Annotated in this window: 18 protein-coding genes and 1 tRNA gene; 15 read left to right on the top strand and 4 right to left on the bottom strand. The window is 63.8% G+C overall.

Annotated elements, in window-relative coordinates:
• Positions 1–205: 205 nt before the first annotated feature.
• Positions 206–544, top strand: coding sequence for a ribosome hibernation-promoting factor, HPF/YfiA family (gene hpf / locus BN1121_RS17650; protein WP_005350035.1), 339 nt, complete (start codon positions 206–208; stop codon positions 542–544).
• A 46-nt stretch (positions 545–590) separates the two neighbouring features.
• Here hpf and BN1121_RS17645 read toward each other — a convergent pair whose 3' ends face one another.
• Positions 591–1097: a VC2046/SO_2500 family protein gene (locus BN1121_RS17645; RefSeq protein ID WP_005350037.1), complete on the bottom strand. Its 507-nt coding sequence runs from the start codon at positions 1095–1097 to the stop codon at positions 591–593.
• Between the two features lie 117 nt (positions 1098–1214).
• On the opposite strand from BN1121_RS17645, the gene BN1121_RS17640 reads away from it, so the two are divergent.
• Positions 1215–1299, top strand: a tRNA-Tyr gene (locus BN1121_RS17640).
• 90 nt (positions 1300–1389) lie between these two features.
• Here BN1121_RS17640 and tamB read toward each other — a convergent pair.
• Together tamB and tamA are read right to left on the bottom strand one after the other, a co-directional pair.
• Entirely contained in the window at positions 1390–5100 is a 3711-nt protein-coding gene (tamB, locus tag BN1121_RS17635; RefSeq protein ID WP_005362720.1) for an autotransporter assembly complex protein TamB, read from the bottom strand.
• Positions 5097–6851 carry an autotransporter assembly complex protein TamA gene (tamA, locus tag BN1121_RS17630; RefSeq protein ID WP_005362718.1) on the bottom strand — a complete coding sequence of 585 codons (1755 nt, stop codon included), beginning with the start codon at positions 6849–6851 and terminating at the stop codon, positions 5097–5099. Before tamA ends, tamB begins: the two co-directional genes overlap by 4 nt.
• A 268-nt stretch (positions 6852–7119) precedes the next feature.
• Between tamA and BN1121_RS17625 the strand changes: the two genes are divergently transcribed.
• The 11 genes from BN1121_RS17625 (at position 7120) to ahpF (ending at position 17881) form a co-directional block, all read left to right on the top strand.
• On the top strand, positions 7120–7479 hold the full coding sequence (locus BN1121_RS17625) for a hypothetical protein (protein ID WP_005362715.1): 360 nt from the start codon (positions 7120–7122) through the stop codon (positions 7477–7479).
• A gap of 52 nt (positions 7480–7531) precedes the next feature.
• The gene (locus BN1121_RS17620) at positions 7532–7810 is read left to right on the top strand and encodes a peptidylprolyl isomerase (RefSeq protein WP_005362712.1); all 279 of its coding nucleotides are present in this window, start codon (positions 7532–7534) and stop codon (positions 7808–7810) included.
• A gap of 102 nt (positions 7811–7912) precedes the next feature.
• Positions 7913–8590 carry a DUF1499 domain-containing protein gene (locus tag BN1121_RS17615; protein ID WP_005362710.1) on the top strand — a complete coding sequence of 226 codons (678 nt, stop codon included), beginning with the start codon at positions 7913–7915 and terminating at the stop codon, positions 8588–8590.
• 15 nt (positions 8591–8605) lie between these two features.
• On the top strand, positions 8606–9172 hold the full coding sequence (locus tag BN1121_RS17610; RefSeq protein ID WP_005362708.1) for a carboxymuconolactone decarboxylase family protein: 567 nt from the start codon (positions 8606–8608) through the stop codon (positions 9170–9172).
• On the top strand, positions 9169–11322 hold the full coding sequence (locus BN1121_RS17605; RefSeq protein ID WP_043598162.1) for a dihydrolipoyl dehydrogenase family protein: 2154 nt from the start codon (positions 9169–9171) through the stop codon (positions 11320–11322). Before BN1121_RS17610 ends, BN1121_RS17605 begins: the two co-directional genes overlap by 4 nt.
• A gap of 14 nt (positions 11323–11336) precedes the next feature.
• Positions 11337–12473 carry an ABC transporter substrate-binding protein gene (locus BN1121_RS17600; protein ID WP_043598215.1) on the top strand — a complete coding sequence of 379 codons (1137 nt, stop codon included), beginning with the start codon at positions 11337–11339 and terminating at the stop codon, positions 12471–12473.
• Complete coding sequence (locus BN1121_RS17595; protein ID WP_005355323.1) at positions 12463–14091, top strand: ABC transporter permease; 1629 nt, start codon at positions 12463–12465, stop codon at positions 14089–14091. The genes BN1121_RS17600 and BN1121_RS17595 overlap by 11 nt, the downstream gene beginning before the upstream one ends.
• Complete coding sequence (locus tag BN1121_RS17590) at positions 14085–14753, top strand: ATP-binding cassette domain-containing protein (RefSeq protein ID WP_005355325.1); 669 nt, start codon at positions 14085–14087, stop codon at positions 14751–14753. The genes BN1121_RS17595 and BN1121_RS17590 overlap by 7 nt, the downstream gene beginning before the upstream one ends.
• On the top strand, positions 14746–15381 hold the full coding sequence (locus BN1121_RS17585) for a CDP-alcohol phosphatidyltransferase family protein (RefSeq protein WP_005355327.1): 636 nt from the start codon (positions 14746–14748) through the stop codon (positions 15379–15381). The genes BN1121_RS17590 and BN1121_RS17585 overlap by 8 nt, the downstream gene beginning before the upstream one ends.
• Before the next feature lie 221 nt (positions 15382–15602).
• A complete protein-coding gene (gene ahpC / locus BN1121_RS17580) occupies positions 15603–16169 on the top strand; it encodes an alkyl hydroperoxide reductase subunit C (protein WP_005299724.1) in 567 nt (188 codons plus the stop codon).
• 125 nt (positions 16170–16294) lie between these two features.
• Positions 16295–17881, top strand: a complete 1587-nt coding sequence (gene ahpF / locus BN1121_RS17575; RefSeq protein WP_005355329.1) for an alkyl hydroperoxide reductase subunit F — start codon at positions 16295–16297, stop codon at positions 17879–17881.
• Positions 17882–18102: 221 nt separating this feature from the next.
• Here ahpF and glk read toward each other — a convergent pair whose 3' ends face one another.
• On the bottom strand, positions 18103–19074 hold the full coding sequence (glk, locus tag BN1121_RS17570) for a glucokinase (RefSeq protein ID WP_005355336.1): 972 nt from the start codon (positions 19072–19074) through the stop codon (positions 18103–18105).
• 343 nt (positions 19075–19417) lie between these two features.
• On the opposite strand from glk, the gene BN1121_RS17565 reads away from it, so the two are divergent.
• Complete coding sequence (locus BN1121_RS17565; RefSeq protein WP_005355339.1) at positions 19418–20272, top strand: MurR/RpiR family transcriptional regulator; 855 nt, start codon at positions 19418–19420, stop codon at positions 20270–20272.
• 115 nt (positions 20273–20387) lie between these two features.
• Positions 20388–21827 carry a pyruvate kinase gene (pyk, locus tag BN1121_RS17560; RefSeq protein WP_005355341.1) on the top strand — a complete coding sequence of 480 codons (1440 nt, stop codon included), beginning with the start codon at positions 20388–20390 and terminating at the stop codon, positions 21825–21827.
• Positions 21828–21832: the final 5 nt, after the last annotated feature.

Genomic DNA, 21832 nt, shown 5'->3' with positions numbered 1-21832 from the left:
GGGACAGATACGACTCGATAATCGACATAGTGCCTGCGCGATCTGGCAAGCTCAAGCCCTTTTTCCGAGAGACTCAAAGATGATCACATTTGCCGCCAGCACCTGAATAAGAACGGCCACAACGTGACAAGGATCACATTTTAAATGTACTCATTCGATAATCTGAAGGTGAAGAGACAAGCAAGACGACCCGAAGGGGGGTTATATGAAAGTAGAAATCATCAGCAAAATCATGGACATCACCCCGGCAATCCGCGAGCGTATCGAGTCCCGCTTCGACAAGCTTGAGCGTCTGCAAGTGCCTCTGATCAAGCCCCATGTGGTAGTGGGCAAGGAGGGTCAAACCTTTATCATCGAAGCCACGGCCAGCATTCCCAGCGGCACCCTGTTCGCCCAGGCCGAACATCTGGATCTCTATGCCGCCATCACCGACCTAGGTCAGAAACTGGAGCGCCAAATCAATCGTCACACCGAAAAACCCCATGCCCACCGCGGCGTGCGTTCCGGCAAGGAGCAGTGCCGCACCGATGTGGTCGATGCGTAACAGGCTCAACTAGGGCAAGAGGCGGGGAAACCCGCCTCTTCTGTTTTCAGGCGGCCGCTTGCAACGGGCGAGCCCGCAGTTCTCCCCCATGCAGGGTATCGAGGATGGCGAGCAGTAGCGGAGGCTTGGCCTCCAGAGGCGGCAGGCTGCTCTGATCTTTGGCCAAGGCGCACTGCGCCCGCGCCGAGAGGTTATGGTAAACCTCGGGTTCGAGCAGTGCGCTCTTACCCTTTAGCGGCTGGGGCTGCAGTGCCAGCGCTAGCCGGATATCACTCATGCTTCCCCCCTGCTGCAGACACTCACCCCACGGGCTGAGGTCGGCAGCACCCTCATCCACCAGGGGTTGCTCCGGTGGCAACAAGAACCGCTCGCGCAGTGCGCGGGTATCACCTTGCTCCCGTGTCGGACGCTGCAACCAGGGGAGCTCCTCCACCCGCTCGTCGAGCAGCGAGAGCCAGAGGCGAAAGTCGGCCCTGTCTCCGTGCTGGAGATCGAGATTGAGCCGAGAGCCGAGCAGGCGCTCATCGATGAGAGGCTGTATGGAAGGGGACATGGGGGCTCCACCACAGGATTGCGTCTCCTCGTATCGGCACCATCTGGATGAATTTAAGGGATTTTTTAAAAAACACTTCACAAGCCAAAGAGAAGTGGATAAGATGCGCCTCGTTTTGGAGGGGTTCCCGAGCGGCCAAAGGGATCAGACTGTAAATCTGACGGCTCTGCCTTCGAAGGTTCGAATCCTTCTCCCTCCACCATCTTCCTGAAAAGCCCGACCATGTGTCGGGCTTTTTGCTATCTGGCGGTCACCGACCCGAAAAAAGGGGGGAGCCCATGCTCCCCCTCTCTTAAAACTCGAAGCGATAGAAAATATCCACCGCCTGGGCAAGCCCGGTCATCGCCTGCAGATAGAGGCGCGGCATCAACTCATAGCGCAACTTGAACTCGGCGATGGGACTGAAGACCCCCACCCCATACTGCAGTTGCAGGCCGGGCAACAGATAGGCAGACAGGGTGACTTGAGTCTGATCACCACTGCCGGCCGTATCCAGGCTGACGTCGCTCAGCCCGAGCGTCTCCCCAAGGTTGGAGACAACCCCCCCCCCCAGATTAACGGCACCGGCCACCAGCAGGCTGTTCATCCCGTTTTCGTCCCCCGTCGCCTGCAATCCCTTACCACGCAGCAGGTAAGAGAGGCGCTCAGACTCCGACATGGCCGGATCCGAGTAGACACTGATCTTGGGCTTGGTCGCCGGCCCGGTTACCTTGACCCCGACCGTCACATTCCCTTCCACCGTCTCGGGGTTACGGATGGCATTGATATTGAGATAGGGCTGATCCAGCGGTCCGGAGAAGCGGATTTTCCCCTCCTGAATCAGCAGGTTCTGTCCGTAGGCCTTAAATCGACCGTCGTTGAGCTGGATCTCTCCCCGTGCCGCGAGCGGTTTTCCTTCATCCTGATTGAGGCGCAGCACCCCCACCAGCTGGGTACGTAGCCCCATGGCATCCAGTCGAACATCGGGGCCAATCGTGACCTGCACCCGCATCTGTAACGGCAGCGGTGCCGGTGGCGGTGGCGCAGGCCTGTCATCCATCACCACCTGCACATCGGAGGAGAGCGCCACGGCACTCTCGGGTAGGCTCTTGACCAGAATCCGGGCCCAAGGGATGTCGATCTTGCCGGTCACCTCCGTCTTCTCCCCCAGCGAGACCGCCAGATCCGGGCTCACCCTGATCCGGCCCATCCCCGGGTATTGGGCCTCCAGATCCTGTCCCTTGAGGGTGAGCGAGCCGCGCAGGGGGAGCTGATCCCACACCACGAAGCCACCCAGCGTCAGCGGCCCCTTGCCCACCAACACCTTGCCATCGATATCGGCCCGCTCCCCGTTGATCCTCAGCCGGGTATCGAGCCCGCTGAGGGTCACCAGATCGGCATGGGTCTGCACCTCCCCGTCGCGCAGCCGCACCTCTCCATAGAGCAGCGGTTTGGCAAGGGTCCCCTCGAGACGCGCCTGACCGGCCAGCACCCCCTTGAGCTCGCGCACCTCGGGCAGCAGCGGGGCGAAGGCATCGGGATGGAGATCCCCCAGGGTCACCGCCCCCGAGAGCAGGCCGCGCCCCAGCGGATCCACGACACGCACCTGGCTCTCCAGCGTGCCGAGCTGGCGGGAGGCAAAATCGAAGGTGAAACTGGCCTCACGGGCGTCCATGTCGACTCCCAACACCAGTCTCTGATACGGGGTCTTGAGTTGGTCGCTCACCAGGACGCCGGGCGTGGTGCGAACGGTCGCACGCACCTCGGGACGCCCCCCGCGCCAGCCGGCCCGCCCTTCGGCAGAGAGGGTGGCCTGCCACTGGAAGTTATCGGGTAGCCAGGGACGCAAGCGCGTCAGATCAAAGCCGCTCAGCGCCACATCCAGGCTCCCCTGCTGCGGCGAGAAGCTCCCCTTCTCCACACAGGCGGTGGCCTGCCCGGAGTCGAGACAGAGCTCGCCCACCTGGCCACTCATCTGACGGGTATCCAGCTCGATCGGCCAAGGGTGGCGCAACTGCCACCCATCGAGGGGAGTATCGAGCTCCCACTGCTCCAGGCGACCGCGCCAGCGCTGCTGTTGCAGTGATCCCGTGAGTTCGAGCCGGGTGGCGACGGGTTTCCCCGCCATGGCGAGCCGCAAGGTGTGGCGGCGCAGATCCCCGTCGAGCTGGGCCGTCACCTTGCGAAGCTTCACCCCTTCCTGCTTGATGCTGGCAACGGTAGCGGCCAGCTTGCCGGCGGGGTGCTCCCCGAGCGTCAGCGCCCCGCCCAGGGTCAAGGCTCGCATGTCGAGCCCTGCGTAGTAGAGGCGATTGCTACCGAGTTCGATGGCGAGCAGGGGCCGCGCCTGATCCCCGCTCACGCGCACGTGGCCTGCGAGATCGCCCTTGAGCCCCGGATAGAGGCCGACCAGCTCAGGCGCCGCCACCACAGAGTCCAGCGCCCAGCGCCCCGGTGTCAGGGCTCCGGAGACCTTGATGTGATTGGGGCCCGTGGTCAGCTGCAGGGCCGGGATCTGCCACTCCAGCTTGTCGTTGCCCTCGAGTTTTCCCTCCAGGGAGAGGGGGTACTGGTTGAGCCGCCCCCGCAGGGCGAGACTGGGCAGAGCGAGTCGCCACCCCTTATCATCCAGACGAAAACGGCTGTCGACCGTCCCCGCCAGCTCCCCCTTGATCTCGGGGATCAGGGCGTGGGGATTGATGCCGTTAAAGTGCACCTTCCCCTGCCAATCGACGCCCTTATCCCAACCGAGCTTGCCAGCCACCTTGAGGGTACCGCTCAAGGCAGCCAGCTCCAGCGCCAGATGCTTAAGACGATGCAGATCGCCCTCCCCCTCCAGCTTGAGCGCAAAGGGGGGCAGAGCGCTCCCCTCACCGGCCGTGTTGAGGGCGACGCGGTAGCCCTCCAGGCTCCCCTTGGCGGTCAGCTCCCCCTTCTTGAGGCGATAGCTCTCCTCCCCTGCTGCGGGTTTGTTCAGGGGCCAGCGCAGGCTGGACCAACTGAGACGGGCATCGAACGGAAGCGCCGGGTCTAAGGGGGAGAGCGAGCCCTTCAGGGTGGCGTTGATCTTGCCCTTGGCCTCGAGCGAGAGCGCCAATTTTTCCAGCGAGCCACTGCCGATCAGGCGTAACGTCTCGCCGGCGAGGGCCCCCTCCAGCATCCCCTTGCCCAGGGTGCCATCCAGGGTCAGGGCCAACGGATAGGCGTCGCTCAGGTTCACCTTGCCGGCCAGGGTGAGGCTGGCCATCTCATGCTCCAGGGTGAGCCGCTCTATCTGGATAAGGTCGTCCACTGCGCTGCCCTGCAGGGTGGCGCGCCCGACCCGCTCCTCGAAGTCACCATCGCGATAGGTGAAATCGTTCAGCGTCAGGCCGTCTATCTGCACCGGAAACGGCAAATGGATGGCGGGTAGCGTCGGCCCCGAAGAGGCGGACTGAGCCGGATGCTTGGCAGGCAAAGAGCCGGCCTCGGCGGGTGCGCCTTCGGTGGGCAACAGGGCCACAGTGAGCCCATCCACCTGAGGCCCATGGACGGTGAGTCCGTGCCGGGTCATTCGGGCGCCAAGCTCGCCCTCCTTGATCGCCAAGTTCAGTCCGGGCACGGCCAGCTCGAGCCCCTTGACCAGCAGGGTGTCGATCTCGATCCGCAGGGGAAGGGGATGCCAGACGAAGGGCTCATCGCTCTCTGGGGCTGGCTCGCTCTCGGCCACCCGGATCACCGGCTGCTCGACCTCGAGGCGCTTGACCCAGAGGCGCCCCTTAAGCAGTTGGCCGAGATCCCACTCTAACCTGGCCCGGCCTATGGTCACATCGACCAGCTCGTCCTGCCAGCCGACCCCCTCCAGGGTCCAGCCATAGCCGAGCTGGCCCGAGACCAGCTCTCCCTTGAGCTGGGGCACATGCGCCCGGGCCTGCTGCCACAACCAGAGGTTGCCGGTGTGGGTGAAGCCCAACAAGGAGACCGCGACCAGCAGCAGGAAGAAGAGGGCGAGCAGCCAGAGCAGCCCCTGTTTTATCCCATTCATAGTTCAGGCCCCAGGGCGAAGTGGAGACGCAGCGGCTTCTCCTCTTCCGAAATGCCGACCGCCACATCGACCCGTACCATGCCGATGGGCGTTACCCAGCGTACGCCGACACCGGTCCCTATCTTCCAGGGCTCGGCATAGTCATTGGTGGCCGTCCCCCCGTCGACGAAGAGGGCGCCCAGCCAGTTTTCGCTCACGCGGTAGTTGTATTCGACACTGCCCACAGTGACATAACGCGCCCCCAGCAGGCGACCCAGACTGTCTTTGGGCGAGATGGTCTCATAGTCATAACCGCGCACCGTCTGATCGCCACCGGTGAAAAAACGCAGGGAGGCCGGTACCTCGGAGAAGCTGTCTCCGATGATGGCCCCCTGCTCGGCGCGAAACAGGAAACGGTGGTCGTCGGCCAGGGTGCGAAGCCACTTGGAGCGCCCCCATACCCGCATGAAACTGGTGTCAGAGCCCCACTCGGTGGCCGAGCCCTCGACCAGCAGCTGCTGGCGATCGCCCCAGTCGGGCAAGAGGGTGCCACGCAGGCGCAGGCGGGACCAGGAGACCCCGGGTAACAGCAAGAGGCTATGACCCGAATCTTCCCCTTGCTCATAGTCTTCGTAGAGCAGGCGCAAGTAGACGTCCCGATCCCAACCATCGGGTCGCTTCTTCCAGCGATGCACCCCCACTGTGGTGAGATCGGAGCGGGTATCGTTCTTGTCTTCGTGCTTGAAGCCCCCCAGCACCGAGTAGTAGTCCTGCAAGGGGTTGCCCACCGGGATCTGGTAATCGAGACTCAGCTCGGCCTTGGGCTGGGAGATCTTGATGTCGCTCTTGAGCCTGTGGCCATAGCGGTTGACCCAGGGTTTTTCCCAACTGGCCGACATGCGCGGCCCTTCATCGGTAGAGAAACCGAGGCCCAACTCCACCTCATGCTTCTCACGGGGCGACAGGGTCACCTGCATCGGCACCACGCCATTGGCCGCATCGGCCAGCTTGGGGCGAATATCGGTCTCGCGAAACAGGCCGGTGGAGGAGATATCCTGCGACATCTCGGCCAGGGTGAGCGCCTGATAGGGCTCGCCGGTCTTGATGCGGATCAGGGGACGAATGAGATTGACCGCCTCCGGGGTCGCCTCATAGGAGATGGGACCGTAGTGGTAGCGCAGACCCGAGTCATAGACGATCAGAATATCGGCCGCCTGCTGATCCGGCATCACCCTGACCTGGCTCTTGACGATGCGCGCATCGAAGTAACCCCGCGCCAGCCCCAGATTACCGAGGCTGCCTTTGATGCTCTCATAGTGACCGTGATGAAACGGCTTGCCCTCCTTCAGGGGCAGCGAATCGAGCAGGCGGCTATAAGCCTCATCATGGGCGGCAGCACCGCGCAGCAGGATGTCCAGATGGCGCACCACGACAGGTTCACCTGGCTTGATCAGCACCCGCACCCGGCCGGCACGGTCCGGATCCAGCACCAGCCGGATCTTCGGCGAGTAGTAGCCCAGCGCCTGTAGCCCCTTGCGGGTCGCATCGCGGATCTTCTCCCGCGCGGCGCGGTACTGCCGCTCCTGATAGGTGGGCAGACCTTTGAGATAGGTCTGCACATTCTCCTTGGCCTCTCCCTTTAGCCCTTCGACGCGATAGGTGAGTTCGGCGGCCGCCAGGGAGGGGGCCAAGAGGAGCATCGCAAGGGCGCAGACAAGACGGAGCCCAAGCCCAAGCTCCCGCCCTCCCAGATTCCATTCACGCTGCGCCACTGCCACTCCTCACCATGTCGATTCATCAGGCCCCTTTCGGGCGCCCCTATGCTACCACAGCGACCACGCCGGGAATCTCGCTCTTCCCTCTCTTTTCCCCGATTTTCTAACCTGTTACGGCCACCGAGACTATCTTTGACGCGATTTGTCGATATTCCAGCCAACCCCGTCATTCGCCTCACTCGTTTGCCCCAATCGATTCATTGCGCTGCCCTGTCGTCACGAAACCCGCCAGACTCACTTCATGAGCAAACATGGGAGCACCAAGATGAGCGAACGAGTGGCCGACTATCTGGGCGATCGCCTCGAGTTTATGACCTTTCTTGCGAGCATGAGTGCCCTGCTGGCGTTACTTTGCGGGATGCAAGGGGAGCAGGCCCTCTCCTTTGTGGCGTTGAACCTGCCGGTCGGGCTCGCCCTGATGATGGTGCTGGCGCTGACGGCCGGACTGTCGGCCCCGGTGCGACTCGGGCTCACCCCTGTGTGGCTGCTGCTCGCCGCCGCCTGCGTGCTGGCGCTGGGGGCCTCTTGGGTTAACCCGCTGGCCGTCTGGAGCCTCTATGGCCTGCTGGGTCTGGAGCTGCTGTGGCAATCGGCCCGGCCGCTGAAAAGGGTGGCCCGCAGCTGACGCCGCACCGGTTTTGCTGTACCCTTGCGCCCCCACAGCCCAAGGAGCCAACATGAAAACCGCCTGCGCCCTGCACATTCTGGTCAAGACCGAACGGGAATGCCTCGCCCTCAAGGAGAAGCTCGACAAGGGGGCCGATTTCGGTCAGCTGGCCAAGCGCCACTCTACCTGCCCCTCGGGCAAGCGCGGTGGCGATCTGGGGGAGTTCTCCAAAGGTGACATGGTCAAGCCCTTCGACGATGCCGTCTTCAAGGGTGAGCTGCTCAAGGTCATAGGCCCGGTGCGCACCAAGTTCGGCTTTCATCTTATCAAGGTGCTCTACCGCCGCTGATCCGGCGCCACCCATATCCACGCCGGGATCAGATTGTAAACCTTAACAGGATCATAGGATTAGCTGTATCCTTAAGGGCTCGGATACGACTCAGGTTCTCCCATGCCCTCTCATCTGATCCTGCCCCTGCTCGCCTGGGGCCTGCTGTTGGCCGGTCCCCTGCTGACCCGACTCGGCCTCTGGCCGTGGTGGAGCGGGCTTATCAGCTGCGGCGTCTCGTCCCTGCTCTCCCTCTTTCTGCTACTGCGACTCCCCTGGCGTCCCCATCGCGTGAGCGCCCTGCTCGGCGCCCTCCCCCTGCTCCCTCTGCTCTGGTTTATGGCCCAGGCCCTGCGCCACCCGCTGCAAAACGACGTGGCCACCGATCCGTATTCCCCTCCGCCCCTGCTCTGGGCCGAGCAGCTGCGCGCTGAGGGCGACCTGCCGATCAATCAGGGGATATTGAAAGCCTTTGCCGACAATCCGGGTCCTCTCTATACCGCCGCCCTGCCCGGCCAGGTTATCGCCGTGGCCGAGACCCTGATGCAGGCGCGCGGCTGGCAGACCCTGCGCACCCCACACGGGCTGCAGGCCGTCGCCACCAGCCCCTGGTTCGGTTTTGTGGACGATATCGCCCTGCGGATCCGGGTGGGGCAAGAGACCCGGGTCGACATGCGCTCGGCCTCCCGGGTCGGGCAATCGGATCTCGGGGTGAACCGGGCCCGCATCGTCGCCTTCATGCAGGATCTCGACCGGGAGCTCGCCCGCCATGCCCCTGGCGGCACCACCACACGCCATTGATGTTAAGGGAGTCTCATGCGCATCGAACTGAAACCGGACCGGGAGTATGCCTGGTTTATCAAACCCTTTTTCTGGCTGCAAAAACGCAACTATGGCCAGGTGTTGATCCCCGGTAAGTGCTGGGGGCGCTCCCCTCGCCTCTTCGCCGCCGTGGCGACCCTCTACGGGGTGATCAACCGCCGCCGCTCCCCCATCGACCCCGTGCTGCGCTCCCTGGTCACGGTACGGGTCTCCCAGCTCAACTGGTGCCGCTTCTGCGTCGATATCAACGCCATGACACTGGTGAAGCGGGCCGGCTCGAGCGACAAGGTCGAGGCCCTGGCGAGCTGGCGCGACTCGCCGCTGTTTGACGAGCGCGAACGGGCCGTGCTCGATTACGCGGAGGCGATGACCGGCCTCGATGGTGTCAACGACGATCAGGTGGCGCGGCTGCGTCCCTGGTTTGACGACGACGCCCTGGTCGAGCTCACCGGCCTCATCGCCTTTCAAAACATGTCGGCCAAGTTCAACGCCGCCCTCGACGTGCCAACCCAGGGCTTTTGCCAGGTGCCGGTGCAGCCCGGCTCCGGGGAGCCACGATGAGGCGCGGGTTGCTGCTCTGCCTGCTGCTCGCCCTGGTGGGCAGTTACTACGCCCTCGATCTGGGGCAGTGGCTCAACCTCGCCAGCCTGCAACGCCACCAGGCTCAGTGGCAGGCCTGGGTCGACGGTCACTTCCTTCTGGCCGCGCTCGGCTTCTTTCTTCTCTATGTGCTGAGCACCGGCCTCTCCCTGCCGGGGGCCACCCTGCTCACCCTGGGGGGGAGCGCCCTGCTCGGGATTGGCTGGGGGCTGCTGCTGGTCTCTCTGGCCAGTACGCTAGGTGCCTGTCTGGCCTTTCTCTCGGCCCGCTATTTGCTGCGCGGCGCAGTGAGCCGTCGCTTCGCCCCACAGCTCGAGCGCATCAACGGCGGACTGGAGCGAGATGGCATTTATTACCTCCTGACCCTGCGCCTGGTGCCCCTCTTCCCCTTCTTCATGGTCAACCTCTTGATGGGGCTCACCCGCATGCCCCTGACCACCTATGCCTGGGTCAGCCAGCTCGGCATGCTGCCGGCCACCCTCATCTATGTGCTGGCGGGCAGCGAGCTCGCCACCCTGGCCAATACGGGAGAGGTGCTGTCGCCCGCCCTGATCGCCACCCTCTGCCTGCTCGGGCTGCTGCCCTGGCTGGGCAAGTTCATCGCCGCTCAGCTGGCCGAGCGCCGCCGTCGGCAGCGCTGGCCCAAACCCAAGCACTTTGATTACAACCTGCTGGTGGTGGGCGCCGGTGCCGGGGGGCTGGTCACCAGCTACATCGCCGCCGTGACCGGGGCCCGGGTCGGGCTTATCGAGGCCAAAGCCATGGGAGGCGATTGCCTCAACCACGGCTGTGTCCCCTCCAAGGCGCTGCTGCGCTCGGCCCGCTTCGCCGCCGAGCAGCGCCGCGCCGCCGAGCTTGGCTTCAGCCCTGGCCAGAGCCAGCCCGACTTTGCTGCCGTGATGGAGCGAGTGGCCCGGGTGATCACAGAGGTGGCTCCTCACGACTCCATCGAGCGTTACCGGGGGCTGGGGGTCGAGTGCATCGAGGGACGGGCACACCTGCGCTCGCCCTGGTCGGTCGAGGTGAACGGGGCCGTGCTGACCGCCCGCCATCTGGTGATCGCCACCGGCGCAAGGCCGCGCGTGCCCCCCATACCCGGGCTTGAGGGGGTAAACTACCTCACCTCCGACACCCTGTGGGATCTTCGCCGCCCGCCGCGCCATCTGATGATCCTGGGAGGCGGCCCCATCGGCTGCGAGCTGGCACAGGCCTTCGCCCTGCTCGGCGTTCCGGTCACCCTGATCGAGCAGGCCGAGCGCTTGCTGCCCCGGGAGGAGCCCGACGCCACAAGGGTGATCGAAAAGACGCTGCGCAGCTGTGGCGTCGAGGTGAAACTGACCTGCCAGGCACTGGCCGTGGCGCAAGACGGGGAGGCGATTACCCTGCACCTTCGCCAGGAACAGGGTGAATACAGGATCACAGGTGATACCCTGCTGCTGGCCCTGGGGCGCCAGGCCAACGTGAGCGGTTTCGGTCTCGAGGCGTTGGGGGTAGAGCTCACCGCCCAGGGCACCATTCGGGTGGATGACGCCCTCGCCACCACTCACCCCTCCATCCTGGCGGTGGGGGATGTCGCTGGGCCTTACCAGCTCACCCATGTGGCCGCCCATCAGGGGTGGTACGCCGCCATCAACGCCCTCTTTGGCTCCCTGCGCCGTTTTCGGGTCGATTACCGGGCCATTCCCCAGGTGGTCTACACCGAACCCCAGCTGGCCCGGGTCGGCCTCACCACCGAGGAGGCGAGTGCGCGCGCCATCGGGTTTGAGCGCACCCGTTTCGAGCTGGCCGAGCTTGACCGCGCCATCTGCGACGCCGAGCGGGAAGGGTTCGTGGAGGTGCTCACCGCACCGGGCAGCGATCGCCTGCTCGGGGTCACCCTGGTAGGGCCCGAGGCGGGAGAGCGCATCGCCGAGTTTACCCTGGCGATGCAGCACGGGCTCGGTCTTGGCAAGATCCTCGCGACCGTTCACCCCTACCCCACCCGCAGCGAGGGCAACAAGTACGTGGCCGGCCGCTGGCGACAGGCTCGCCAACCCCAACGGCTGCTCGCCCTGGCCGGACGCTGGCACGCCTGGCGCCGCGGCCCCCGTTCCCCCCATTCGGAGTCTTGAGGATGAAAAACACCATGGCCGCCCTGTTGCTGGCCCTGATCACCCTGCCCAGCTGGGCCGAACCACAGCGTCAGTGGCAGCAGACCCTGCAAGAGGCACGTGGCCAGCAGGTCTATCTGCACGCCTGGGGTGGCAGCCCAGAGGTCAATCGCTATCTGGCCTGGAGCGCCGACGAGATCAAGAAGCGCTTCGATATCACCCTGACCCAGGTCAAGGTCGATGACATAGCCCCGAGCATCGCCTCTCTGCTGGCCCAGAAGCGGGCGGGCAAGGCGCGCGAAGGCACCATGGATCTGCTCTGGGTCAACGGAGAGAATTTCAAGTCGATGAAAGATAACGCCTTGCTCGGCGCCCCCTTCAGTGCCGAGTTGCCCAACATGGCGCTGGTCGACGGGGGACTGCCGGTCGAACGGGACTTTACCGTGCCGGTCGAGGGGCTCGAGGCCCCCTGGGGCATGGGACAACTCAACCTGATGGTCGACAAAGATCGCGTCCCTGCGCCCCCCACTAATGCCGCGGCCCTGCTCACCTGGACCCAGGCCCATCCCGGGCGCTTCACCTATCCCAAGCCGCCCCAGTTTCACGGCTCGAGCTTCTTAAAGCAGATGCTGCTGGATCTCATCCCCGACCCGGCCCCCCTCTACCGTCCCGCCGGGCAGAGCGATGCGGCCCGGGTGACCGCCCCCCTGTGGGCCTTCCTCGATGCCTTGCACCCGAGCCTCTGGCGCGCCGGCAAGCTTTTTCCTACCGGCGCCGCCGAGAGTCGCCAGCTGCTCGATGACGGCGAGCTGGACATGGCCCTGAGCTTCAATCCCCAGGAAGCCGCCTATGGCGTGCTAAGCGGCAATCTGCCCGAGCGGGTCGAAGCCGTGGTGATGCAAAAGGGGGCGCTCACCAACGCCCACTTCCTCGCCATCCCCTTCAACGCCCGCGCCCGCGCGGGGGCCAAGGTGGTGGTCAACTTCCTGCTAAGCCCGGAGGCCCAAGCCCGTAAGGCCGACCCCGCCATCTGGGGTGATCCCAGCGTGCTGCGCCCCGAGGCGCTGCCCCAAGGCACACTGCCGGCCCTGCGCTTTGCCGCCCAGGCCGAGCCGCACCCCAGCTGGCAGCTCTATCTCGAGCAGGAGTGGGCCCGTCGCTATGGCCAGTGAGCGCCTGCGCCATCTGGCCCTCATCACCACCCTGCTGCTGCTTGGCCTGCCCCTGTTGGCAGGTCTGGGGGCCCTGCTCCCCGCCCTGCTGGATGGGGCCGGCTGGTCGGCCCTGCTGGCCGCCCCCGGGCTCGCCATCTCGCTGCTGCTGACCCTGGGGGTGTCCCTGGGTTCGACCCTGTTCACTCTGCTGCTCACCTTCGCCCTGCTGGCCCATGGCTGGGAGAGCGCGGCCCTGCGCCACCTCGAGCGGCTGCTCTCCGCCCTGTTGGCACTGCCCCACGTGGCCTTCGCGGTGGGACTCGCCTTTCTCGTTGCCCCCTCGGGCTGGCTGCTGCGCCTGCCCGCCCAGCTGCTCGGATGGAGCCTGCCGCCAGACTGGCAGACCCTGCGCGACCCCTTAGGACTGGGATTGACCCTGGCTCTCACCCTCAAGGAGCTCCCCTTTCTGCTGCTGATGGCCCTCGCCGCCCTGCGCCGCCACGAAGTGACCCGCCAGCTTCATCTCGGCCAGAGTCTGGGCTTTTCCCCGGCTCAAGTGTGGTGGCGCCTGCTGCTGCCCGCCCTCTGGCCGAAGATCCGGCTGCCCCTGGCCGCCATCGCCGCCTATGGCTGCGGGGTGGTCGACCTGCCCCTGCTACTCGGCCCCGACGCCCCCCCGGTGCTGGCCCAGCGTCTCTGGCTCTGGAGTCGTGAGGCTGACCTCTCCTTGCACCGGCTGGCCCATCAGGGGGCCCTGCTGCTGCTCAGCGCGGCTCTCTTGCTGCTCGCCCTGTTGCGATGGCTCGAGCATCTCGCCTGCCAGGGGCTCAGGCACCGCCAGCTTGACGGCCACCGCCGCCCGGCCCGGGCCCACCGCTGGCCCGCAGCCCTCACCGGTCTGCTGCTCGCAGTGAACGGCGCCATACTGCTCGCCCTCTTGCTCTGGTCGGTGACTCGCCGCTGGCGTTTTCCCGATCTCTTCCCCACCCACCTCTCCTGGCAGGGGTGGCAGGAGGCGCTGCCGACGGCGCTGCCTTTGTTCGGCACCACACTGGCGCTGGCGCTGGTCACGACGTGCCTTGCCGCCTTCTGGGCCCTGCTGGTGCTGGAGAGCGAGCGTCGCCCCTGGCCATTGTGGCTACTCTGCCTGCCCCTGTTGCTGCCTCAGGCGAGCCTGCTGATCGGATTGGATCAGGCCCTGGCCTATCTGGACACAACCCCGGGGATTGGCTGGGTGGTCTGGGGCCAGCTGCTGTTTGTCTTTCCCTATGTGTATCTGTGCCTGCGTGGCCCCTGGCATGGCTTCGACGAGCGATTGGTACTGTGCGCCCGCGCCCTGGGAGCCTCCCCCTGGCGTGCCTGGTGGCGCATCAAGCTGCCCCTGCTCGCCCGCCCACTGCTGGCCGCCCTGGCGGTCGGGGTGGCGGTAAGCCTGGCCCAATACCTGCCAACCCTGCTGCTCGGTGGCGGCCGGGTGGTGACCCTGACCACGGAGGCGGTGGCCATCGGCAGCGGCCTCAACCGCCGGCTGGCCGGACTCTATGCCCTGCTGCAACTGCTTATTCCCCTGGCCACCTTCCTGCTGGCCCTCTGGCTGCCGGGCCGCATCAACCCTCTGGAGCGTCGCCCATGCTGAGCGTGCAATCCTTTACCCTCTATCAAGGGGAGCGCCCCTTGCTCAGGGTGCCCGACTTTTCCATCGCCCCCGGCGCCCCGCTGACCCTGATGGGACCGAGCGGCTGCGGCAAGAGCAGCCTGCTCGCCGCCCTGCTGGGCGCCCTGCCCGAGCGGGGTCAAAAAGCCGCCCCATCACACCTCGAGGGGCATAGCCCCTTAAGCTGGGAGGGGCGTCTCACCCTGGCCGGGGAGCGCCTTCGTGAGCAACCCATAGAGCGGCGCGGCATTGGCATCCTGTTTCAGGACGATCTGCTGTTTGGTCACCTGACGGTGGCGCAGAACCTGCTTTTCGCCGTACCGGCCGGCAACCGGCAGGCGCGTCTCGATGCCGTGGGCCACGCCCTGGACGATGCGGGGATCGGGGTGTTCGGCCAGCGCCTGCCTCACCAGCTCTCCGGCGGCGAGCGTGCCCGGGTGAGCCTGCTTCGCACCCTGCTCGCCCGCCCGCGCGCCCTGCTGCTCGATGAGCCCTTCTCCCGCCTCGATCAGCCTCTGCGGGCGGCATTTCGTCACTGGGTCTTTGCCCAGTGCACGGCCATCCCCGTACTGTTGGTGACCCACGACCCCGAGGATGCCCCGGAGGAGATCCTGCGCCTTACCCCGGAGCCCCACCATGCTTGATCGCTACCTCGCCCCCCTCACCCGGCGCCCGCTGGCGGCCCTCGCCTCACCACTGGCGCAACGGGGCATCCGGGCCGATACGGTGACCCTGACCGCCTTTGCCATCGGCCTGCTGGCGCTGCCCCTGCTGGCCTTGAACCTCTATCAACTGGCCCTGGCCGCCATCCTTCTCAACCGGCTGGGCGACGGACTCGACGGCGCCCTGGCACGCCATCAGGGGATCACCGACAGCGGCGGCTTTCTCGACATCACCTGCGACTTCATCTTCTACGCCGCCGTGGTACTGGGCTTTGCCCTGGCAGACCCGGCTCTCAACGCCCTGCCGGCAGCTTTTCTACTCTTTTGCTTCATGGGCACAGGTTCGAGTTTCCTCGCCTTCGCCGTGATGGCGGGCAAACGGGGGATTGAGAGCCCTGTCTACCGCCACAAGTCGCTCTACTACATGGGGGGGATCACAGAGGGCAGTGAGACTTTGCTTTTTTTCATCCTTCTCTGTCTCTGGCCCCACGCGTTTGCCCCTCTCGCCTGGGGTTTTGGCGCCCTCTGCCTGCTGACCACCCTGACTCGCATCCTGGGAGGCGTCGATACCCTGCGTCGCCACGAGCGAACCAAAAAAGATGAAATGTGATTAATTTCATAGCGTTGAACATCTATTGATAGAAATGACGAGTAGGCATTCCCTGTTCATCCGAGGTACAGAGAGGTGGGTTAATCTAAAAAGGTGATTTATGTGATAGGTTTTTGTCGCTTTCGTCGATTGGTTGCCCAGCCTATAGTGACAACCAGTTGAGCAGCGATGCTCAGTAACGCAGAAATTGAATCGCAAAAAGAGCCTCAAGGAGCTTACGAATGTCTACCTACATCAACACTGAAATCAAGCCGTTCAACGCCACCGCCTACCACAATGGCAAATTCGTTCAGGTGTCTGACGCTGACCTGAAAGGCAAGTGGTCCGTGGTGTTCTTCTACCCGGCTGATTTCACCTTCGTCTGCCCGACCGAGCTGGGCGACCTGGCTGACAACTACGCCGAATTCCAGAAGCTGGGCGTCGAGATCTACGCCGTCTCCACCGACACCCACTTCACCCACAAGGCCTGGCACGACACTTCTGACACCATCCAGAAGATCCAGTACCCGATGATCGGCGACCCCACCGGCACCATCACCCGCAACTTCGGCGTGATGATCGAAGAAGCCGGTCTGGCTGACCGCGGTACCTTCGTCATCGACCCGCAGGGCATCATCCAGATCGTTGAAATCAACGCTGGCGGCATCGGCCGTGACGCTCTGGAGCTGCTGCGCAAGGTCAAGGCTGCCCAGTACGTTGCCGCTCACCCGGGTGAAGTGTGCCCGGCCAAGTGGAAAGAAGGCGACGCCACCCTGGCCCCGTCCCTGGATCTGGTAGGCAAAATCTAAGCCTCCCCGCTCTGAAGACCGGCCCGTTCAAGGGCCGGTTTTGTTTACGGACCTCAGAACAGGCGCCGGTCTGCTTTCTGGCCTGACAAAACGCCGACCCGCATTCAACAAGAAGGAATTCGACCATGTTAGATACCAACCTCAAACAACAACTCAACGGTTACTTGCAGTACATCGTCAATCCCATCGAGATCAGCGTGTCCGGCAACGACAGCGACAAATCCGCCGAACTGCTGGCATTGGCCAGCGAGATCGCCGAGATGTCCCCCAAGATTACCCAGACCTCTGGCACCAACACCCGCAAGCCTTCCATGAGCGTCGCGCCGAAGGGCCAAGCCCCGCGCGTTCATTTTGCCGGCATCCCCATGGGTCATGAATTTACCTCCCTGGTGCTTGCCCTGCTGCAAAGCGGCGGTCACCCCTCCAAGGCCGATGCGGCCGTGCAGGAGCAGATCCGCAATCTCAAGGGCGAGTTCCACTTCGAGACCTATATTTCGCTCTCCTGCCACAACTGCCCGGACGTGGTGCAGGCGCTCAACCTGATGGCGACCCTGAACCCCGGCATCACCCACACCATGATCGACGGCGCCCTGTTCCAGGACGAGGTCAACGAGCGTCAGATCATGGCGGTCCCGAACGTCTACCTGAATGGCCAACCGTTCAGCCAGGGCCGCATCTCACTGGAAGAGATCGTCGCCAAGCTCGACACCGGCGCCGCCGAACGCAAGGCGCAAGAGCTGAGCGAAAAGGCCCCCTACGACGTACTGGTCGTCGGTGGTGGCCCGGCCGGCGCCGCCGCCGCCATCTATGCCGCCCGCAAAGGCATTCGCACCGCCATCGTCGCCGAGCGCTTCGGTGGCCAGGTGATGGACACCGTCGGCATCGAAAACTTCATCTCCGTGCCCTACACCGAAGGCCCCAAGCTGGCCGCCAGCCTGGAGCAGCACGTCAAGCAGTACGGCGTGGAGGTGATCACCGAGCAGCGCGCCGCCGCCATCAGCCGTGATGGCTACGTCAACGTGGATCTCGCCTCTGGCGCCACCTTGAAGAGCCGCGCCGTGATCCTGGCGACCGGTGCCCGCTGGCGCGATCTGAACGTGCCGGGCGAGCTCGAGTACCGCACCAAGGGCGTGGCCTACTGCCCCCACTGTGACGGCCCCTTCTTCAAGGGCAAGCGGGTTGCGGTGATCGGTGGCGGCAACTCCGGCATCGAGGCGGCCATCGACTTGGCCGGCATCGTCGAACACGTCACCGTGGTGGAGTTCGCCGACACCCTGCGCGCCGACGAAGTGCTGCAGAAGAAAGCCCGCTCCATGAGCAATATCGACATCATCATGAGCGCCCGCACCACCGAGGTGATCGGTGACGGCAGCAAGGTGGTGGGCATGGATTACGAAGATCGCACCACCGGCGAGATCAAGCATCTGGCGGTGGCCGGCATCTTCGTCCAGATAGGCCTGGTACCGAACACCGAGTTCCTGAAAGGGAGCGAGGTGGCCCTGACCCGCTTCGGCGAAATAGAGATCGACACCAAGGGCGCCACCTCCCTGCCCGGCGTCTACGCCGCAGGGGATGCCACCACAGTGCCGTTCAAGCAGATCATCATCTCCATGGGCGCAGGGGCCACCGCCGCGCTGGGGGCGTTTGACTACCTCATTCGCAACCCGGCGCCAGAAGCCGCTGCGACCAAGGCCGACGCCGTGACCGCCTGATAGCGACCAGATGGACAAAAAGCCGACTCACAGAGTCGGCTTTTTTTATGGACGAACGTCGAGAATAAAAAAAACCGGCCAAGATGGCCGGCGAAACAGTTCAGGCTTGTCAGGTGACAACGCAACCCAGCGGATGACTTGCGTCACCAGATTCCATTTGGACTCGGCAAGTCTTGGGCGCGGTAAATAGAGTAGATCAACAACACTGAACCTTGCCTGAATCAGGACAACCGATACCCCATCGCCTGACGCAGATAGGCGCCCGCGCCCAGCAGGCCGGGCCCTTCGTGGGTGATGAGAAACACGGGGATCCCATGCAGGTAGGACTTGAAGCGCCCCTTATCTTCAAAGGCCACCCGGAATCCCGACCCCAGGAAGAAATCCTGAAAGCGCGGCACTATGCCACCGGCGATATAGACGCCACCGAAGGTGCCCATGTTAAGGGCCAGGTTGCCGCCAAAGCGCCCCATCAGGACACAGAAGAGGCTCAGAGTACGGCGGCAATCGAGGCAGCTATCGGCCAGGGCACGCTCTGTGATGTCCTTGGGCTCCAGCGCCTCTGGCTCGCGGCCGTCGGACTTGACCAGACCACGGTAGAGGTTGACCAGACCCGGGCCCGAGAGGAAACGCTCGGCCGAGACATGGCCCAACTCGCCACGCATCACCTGAAGGACGGCGTCTTCCTCTTCACTGTTAGAAGAGAAGTCCACGTGCCCCCCCTCCCCTGGCAGGCTGATCCACTCACCGCCTGCCTGAAGCAGGTGTGCCACCCCAAGACCGGTACCGGCACCATAGATGGCAATCGGCTTGCCCGGCTGGGGCTGGTCACCGCCGATCTGGATGCGATCGGCCTCACCCAGTACCGGAATTGCCATGGAGACCGCGGTGAAATCGTTGATCACAAACAGCTTCTCAAGCCCCAGATTCTGGCGCATCTCCTCGATGGAGAACTCCCAGCAATGGTTGGTCATGGCCACCCAGTCTCCCTGGACAGGGCAGGCAATGGCGATACAGGCTTGACGGACCGCCTGGCTGGATTCATCAAGATATAGACGGATCACCGCCTCCAGGCTGGGGTGATCGGCTGCTGAGAAGGTCCGGCTATGGGTGATGGCGCCGCTGGCCAGATCGCACAGTGCCAGGCGGGCGTTGGTGCCGCCCACATCGCCAACCAGGGCATGGGTTTGCTGCATGGTAAAACTCCTTCGTTACAGATGGTGCAAGGCGACGGCGCGCCTCTCTTGTTATGGGGTCATTCTACCCCTCTGATAGGGAGTTACGGGATCTGGCTCGACACAAACGTGCACTGGGTCACAATGTGGTTAGTTTGCTACATTTGTAACCGCTTTCAGGGTTTCAATGGATACTCAGCGGATCTTGAAAGAAATTATTAGACATGGGTCATACTTTACATGGCCACAATTAGGGCGCATAACTGCTTGTCATGTATAGTCGTTGCACAATTGGAATCCGTGCATGGGCTGTCTATCAGTGCAAAGACACTGAAGCTAAGTTACAAAAAACCTGGTGGTGATGATGAATACCCTCGAAAAAATTACCAAAAACTTGGAAAGTTTCAGTAAATCGGAGCGCAAGGTTGCAGAGGTGATCCTGGCGGCCCCCCAGACGGCCATTCACTCCAGCATCGCCGCCCTGGCCAAGATGGCCGATGTGAGCGAACCGACCGTCAACCGTTTCTGTCGCCGCCTGGACACCAAGGGATTCCCCGACTTCAAGCTGCATCTGGCCCAGAGCCTGGCCAACGGCACCCCCTATGTGAACCGCCACGTAGAGGCCGAAGATGGTCCGGATGCCTATACCTCCAAGATTTTCGAGTCCACCATGGCCTGCCTCGATGCGGCCAAAAACAGCTTGGATACCGGCATCATCAATCGCTGCGTCGACATCCTGACCCAATCCAAGAAGATCAGCTTCTTCGGGCTCGGCGCCTCCAGCGCCGTCGCTCGCGACGCCCAGAACAAGTTCTTCCGCTTCAATATTCCCGTGGTCTGTTTCGATGACATCGTCATGATGCGCATGAGCTGCATCAACAGCTCAGAGGGCGACGTGGTGGTGCTTATCTCTCATACCGGCCGCACCAAGGCCCTGGTCGAGATCGCCGCTCTGGCCCGTGAGAACGACGCCACCGTCATCGGCATGACCGCCAAAGACTCGCCGCTCGCGCGCGAGTGCAACCTGGTGCTCTCCATGGATGTGCCGGAAGACACCGACGTCTACATGCCCATGGCCTCACGCATCGCCCAGCTGGCCCTCATCGATGTGCTGGCCACCGGCTTCACCCTGCGCCGCGGCATGAAGTTTCGCGAAAACCTGAAGAAGGTCAAAGAGGGGCTGCGAGAATCGCGCTTTGACAACTCGAGCTCATCCTAATCATCACAGGGGCCCAGGCCCCTGTTTTCGTTTTTTGCCCCACCCTGGTGTATGGTAAGGACAGCCTCGCGCTGTGCACATCGCTCGTTTTCTCTCATCCTAATGGAGTTTTCTCATGGCTAGACGTACTAAAATCGTGACCACTCTGGGTCCGGCCACCGACCGCGAGGGAATCCTCGAAGGCATCATCAAGGCCGGTGCCGATATGGTACGGATGAACTTCTCCCACGGCACGCCTGAGGATCACATTGCGCGCGCCAACCGGGTACGTGAGATCGCCAACGCCCTCGGTCGCCATGTCGCCATCCTGGGCGATCTGCAAGGCCCCAAGATCCGCGTCTCGACCTTCAAAGACGGTAAAATCTACCTGGCCATCGGCGATCAGTTCGTGCTCGACGGCGCCCTCGGCAAGGGAGAAGGCACCCAGGAGCAAGTCGGCATCGACTATAAAGATCTGCCCAAGGACGTTAAGCCGGGCGATATCCTGCTGCTCGACGACGGCCGCGTACAGCTCAAGGTCGAACGCGTCGAAGGCACCCGCATTCACACTACGGTGACCGTCGCAGGCCCCCTCTCCAACAACAAGGGGATCAACAAGAAGGGGGGTGGCCTCTCGGCGCCGGCCCTGACCGCCAAGGATAAAGAAGACATCAAGACCGCCGCCCGCATGGGGGTCGACTACCTTGCCGTCTCCTTCCCGCGCAGCGGCGATGACCTGCGCTACGCCCGTGAGCTGGCCCGCGAAGCCGGCTGCGATGCCAAGATAGTGGCCAAGGTGGAGCGTGCCGAGACCGTCGCCACCGACGAGGCGATGGAAGACATCATCCTCGGCGCCGACGCCGTCATGGTGGCCCGTGGCGATCTGGGGGTCGAGATCGGCGATCCCGAACTGGTCGGCGTGCAGAAGAAGCTGATCCGCTTCTCCCGTCGCCTCAACCGCGTAGTCATCACCGCCACCCAGATGATGGAGTCCATGATCAACGCCCCGCTGCCGACCCGCGCCGAGGTGATGGATGTGGCCAACGCCGTGCTCGACGGCACCGATGCCGTCATGCTCTCTGCCGAGACGGCCGCGGGCAGCTTCCCCATTGAGACGGTGACCGCCATGGCGAGTGTCTGCGTGGGCGCCGAAAAGCACCCCAGCCTCAACGTCTCCAACCACCGCATGAACTACACCTTCACCTCGGTGGAAGAGGCCGTTGCCATGTCGACCATGTATGCCGCCAACCACCTGCAAGGGGTCAAGGCCATCGTGGCGCTGACCGAGTCTGGCACCACTCCGCTGCTGATGTCCCGCATCAGCTCAGGCCTGCCCATCTTCGCCCTCTCCCCCCATGCGCGCACTCTGGCCTGGACCAACCTCTATCGCGGGGTCACGCCTGTGCTGTTCGACGGTGACGAGAGCAAGCCGGTCTACGAGGTGTGCCGCGACGCCCTGGATGTGCTCAAGGCAAAGGGGCTGCTGCAAAGCGGTGACATGGTCCTGCTCACCCACGGTGACAAGATGGAAACCGTCGGCAGCACCAACACCTGCAAGGTGATGGTGGTCGAGTAATCGTC

The sequence above is a fragment of the Aeromonas diversa CDC 2478-85 genome (assembly GCF_000819805.1).
GTDB lineage: Bacteria > Pseudomonadota > Gammaproteobacteria > Enterobacterales > Aeromonadaceae > Aeromonas > Aeromonas diversa.
This window is presented reverse-complemented; position numbering and strand designations above follow the sequence as displayed.

Coding starts and splice junctions, on each gene's coding strand:
- hpf (WP_005350035.1), top strand. CDS start 206: ATGAAAGTAGAAATCATCAGCAAAATCATGGACATCACCCCGGCAATC.
- BN1121_RS17645 (WP_005350037.1), bottom strand. CDS start 1,097: ATGTCCCCTTCCATACAGCCTCTCATCGATGAGCGCCTGCTCGGCTCT.
- tamB (WP_005362720.1), bottom strand. CDS start 5,100: ATGAATGGGATAAAACAGGGGCTGCTCTGGCTGCTCGCCCTCTTCTTC.
- BN1121_RS17625 (WP_005362715.1), top strand. CDS start 7,120: ATGAGCGAACGAGTGGCCGACTATCTGGGCGATCGCCTCGAGTTTATG.
- BN1121_RS17620 (WP_005362712.1), top strand. CDS start 7,532: ATGAAAACCGCCTGCGCCCTGCACATTCTGGTCAAGACCGAACGGGAA.
- BN1121_RS17615 (WP_005362710.1), top strand. CDS start 7,913: ATGCCCTCTCATCTGATCCTGCCCCTGCTCGCCTGGGGCCTGCTGTTG.
- BN1121_RS17610 (WP_005362708.1), top strand. CDS start 8,606: ATGCGCATCGAACTGAAACCGGACCGGGAGTATGCCTGGTTTATCAAA.
- BN1121_RS17605 (WP_043598162.1), top strand. CDS start 9,169: ATGAGGCGCGGGTTGCTGCTCTGCCTGCTGCTCGCCCTGGTGGGCAGT.
- BN1121_RS17600 (WP_043598215.1), top strand. CDS start 11,337: ATGGCCGCCCTGTTGCTGGCCCTGATCACCCTGCCCAGCTGGGCCGAA.
- BN1121_RS17595 (WP_005355323.1), top strand. CDS start 12,463: ATGGCCAGTGAGCGCCTGCGCCATCTGGCCCTCATCACCACCCTGCTG.
- BN1121_RS17590 (WP_005355325.1), top strand. CDS start 14,085: ATGCTGAGCGTGCAATCCTTTACCCTCTATCAAGGGGAGCGCCCCTTG.
- BN1121_RS17585 (WP_005355327.1), top strand. CDS start 14,746: ATGCTTGATCGCTACCTCGCCCCCCTCACCCGGCGCCCGCTGGCGGCC.
- ahpC (WP_005299724.1), top strand. CDS start 15,603: ATGTCTACCTACATCAACACTGAAATCAAGCCGTTCAACGCCACCGCC.
- ahpF (WP_005355329.1), top strand. CDS start 16,295: ATGTTAGATACCAACCTCAAACAACAACTCAACGGTTACTTGCAGTAC.
- glk (WP_005355336.1), bottom strand. CDS start 19,074: ATGCAGCAAACCCATGCCCTGGTTGGCGATGTGGGCGGCACCAACGCC.
- BN1121_RS17565 (WP_005355339.1), top strand. CDS start 19,418: ATGAATACCCTCGAAAAAATTACCAAAAACTTGGAAAGTTTCAGTAAA.
- pyk (WP_005355341.1), top strand. CDS start 20,388: ATGGCTAGACGTACTAAAATCGTGACCACTCTGGGTCCGGCCACCGAC.